This window comes from Sphingomonas sp. (assembly GCF_036387595.1).
GTDB lineage: Bacteria > Pseudomonadota > Alphaproteobacteria > Sphingomonadales > Sphingomonadaceae > Sphingomonas.
Genome location: NZ_DASVTL010000032.1, coordinates 1 through 1749, shown reverse-complemented (window position 1 = coordinate 1749; position 1749 = coordinate 1). Strand labels below are relative to the sequence as shown.

The 1749-nt window shown below is 65.5% G+C and carries 1 protein-coding gene; it reads left to right on the top strand.

Annotated features, from left to right (window positions below; genetic code table 11):
* Window positions 1-1471, top strand: a 1471-nt coding sequence (locus VF643_RS02580; protein WP_331041803.1) for an acyl-CoA dehydrogenase C-terminal domain-containing protein, incomplete at its 5' end; no start/stop codon positions are given.
* Window positions 1472-1749: the final 278 nt, after the last annotated feature.

The window sequence follows — 1749 nt, the reverse complement described above, 5'->3', positions numbered from 1 at the left end:
GGAATATATGATCTCATCGAACATGGCGTTCGCGATGTATCCGGGCCTCACCCATGGCGCGATCGCGGCGCTGATCGCCAAGGGCTCCGACGAGCAGAAGGCCAAATACGTCCCCAAGATGGTGTCGGGCGAATGGGGCGGCACGATGAACCTGACCGAGCCGCAATGCGGCACCGATCTCGGCCTGATCCGCACCAAGGCCGAGCCGCAGGCGGACGGCAGCTACGCGATCACGGGCACCAAGATCTTCATTTCGTCGGGCGAGCACGACCTGACCGAGAACATCATCCACCTGGTGCTCGCCAAGACGCCGGGCGCGCCGGACAGCTCCAAGGGCATCTCGCTGTTCGTGGTGCCGAAGTTCATGGTCAATGACGACGGCAGCCTCGGCGCGCGTAATGCGGTGACCTGCGGTTCGATCGAGCACAAGATGGGCATCCACGCCAATTCGACCTGCGTGATGAACTATGACGGCGCGATCGGCTGGCTGGTCGGCGACGAGATGAAGGGCCTCGCCGCGATGTTCATCATGATGAATGCGGCGCGACTGGGTGTGGGGTTGCAGGGGCTTGCCGTCGCCGAGACCGCCTATCAGAACGCGGTGGCCTATGCCGGCGATCGCCGCCAGGGCCGCGCGCTGACCGGTCCCGCGGAGCCGACCGAAAAGGCGGACCCGCTGTTCGTCCATCCCGACGTTCGCCGCATCCTGATGGAGGGCAAGGCGCTGACCGAGGGGCTGCGCGCTTTGTGCCTCTGGGGGGCGCTGCAGGTCGATCTGGAACATGTCGCCACCAGCGAGGAGGATCGCCAGGTCGCGGCCGACCTGATCGGGCTGCTGACGCCGGTTATCAAGGGCTACGGCACCGACAAGGGCTATGAGATCGCGACCAACGCGCAGCAGGTCTATGGCGGACATGGCTACATCGCCGAATGGGGCATGGAGCAATATGTCCGCGATGCGCGGATCGCGATGATCTACGAAGGCACCAACGGCGTCCAGGCGATGGACCTGGTCGGTCGCAAGCTCGCCCAGAATGGCGGCCGCGCGGTGCAGACGCTGTTCCGCATCGTGGCTGAGGAAGTCGCTGCGGCCAAGGCCGACCCGGCCACCGCGGCGATCGCGACCGCGCTGGAGCGTGCCAATGGCGAGCTACAGGCGGCGACGATGTGGTTCATGGCCAATGGCATGAAGAACCCCGACAATGTCGGCGCGGGTGCGACCAGTTACCTGCACCTGATGGGCATCGTCGCGGTCGGGCTGATGTGGCTGCGCATGGCGGTGGCGGCATCGGCGCTGAAGAACGCGGGCGACGGCGGGCAGTTCGGCGCGGGTTTCCTCGACGCCAAGCTGGTGACGGCGCGCTTCTTCGCCGAGCGGATCATCCCGGAAGCGGGGGCGCTGCGTCGCAAGATCGAAGGAGGCGCGGAATCGCTGATGGCGCTGCCGCCGGAGATGTTCCTGGCGGCGTGATCGGACTTGGGATTCGTCGCCCCCTGCAACGTCGGTTTGGCGGCCACTATCCGGCCACAGAAAAACGCCCGAGCAGCGCCCGGGCGTCTTCCAGCTCGCAAACGCTTGTCGGTTACGGCCGCAAGCCCCTGCCTAGCTTAGTTGCTGTCTGCGTCGTCGTCGTCATTCTCTTTGTCGACGATCAGATAGGTCACGCCGGCGATGATGGCGGCGCCGATCAACACCGGAATGGTGCTCGCTCCAGCGAGCTTGTTCGACTTGGTCGTCGCCGACCCGGC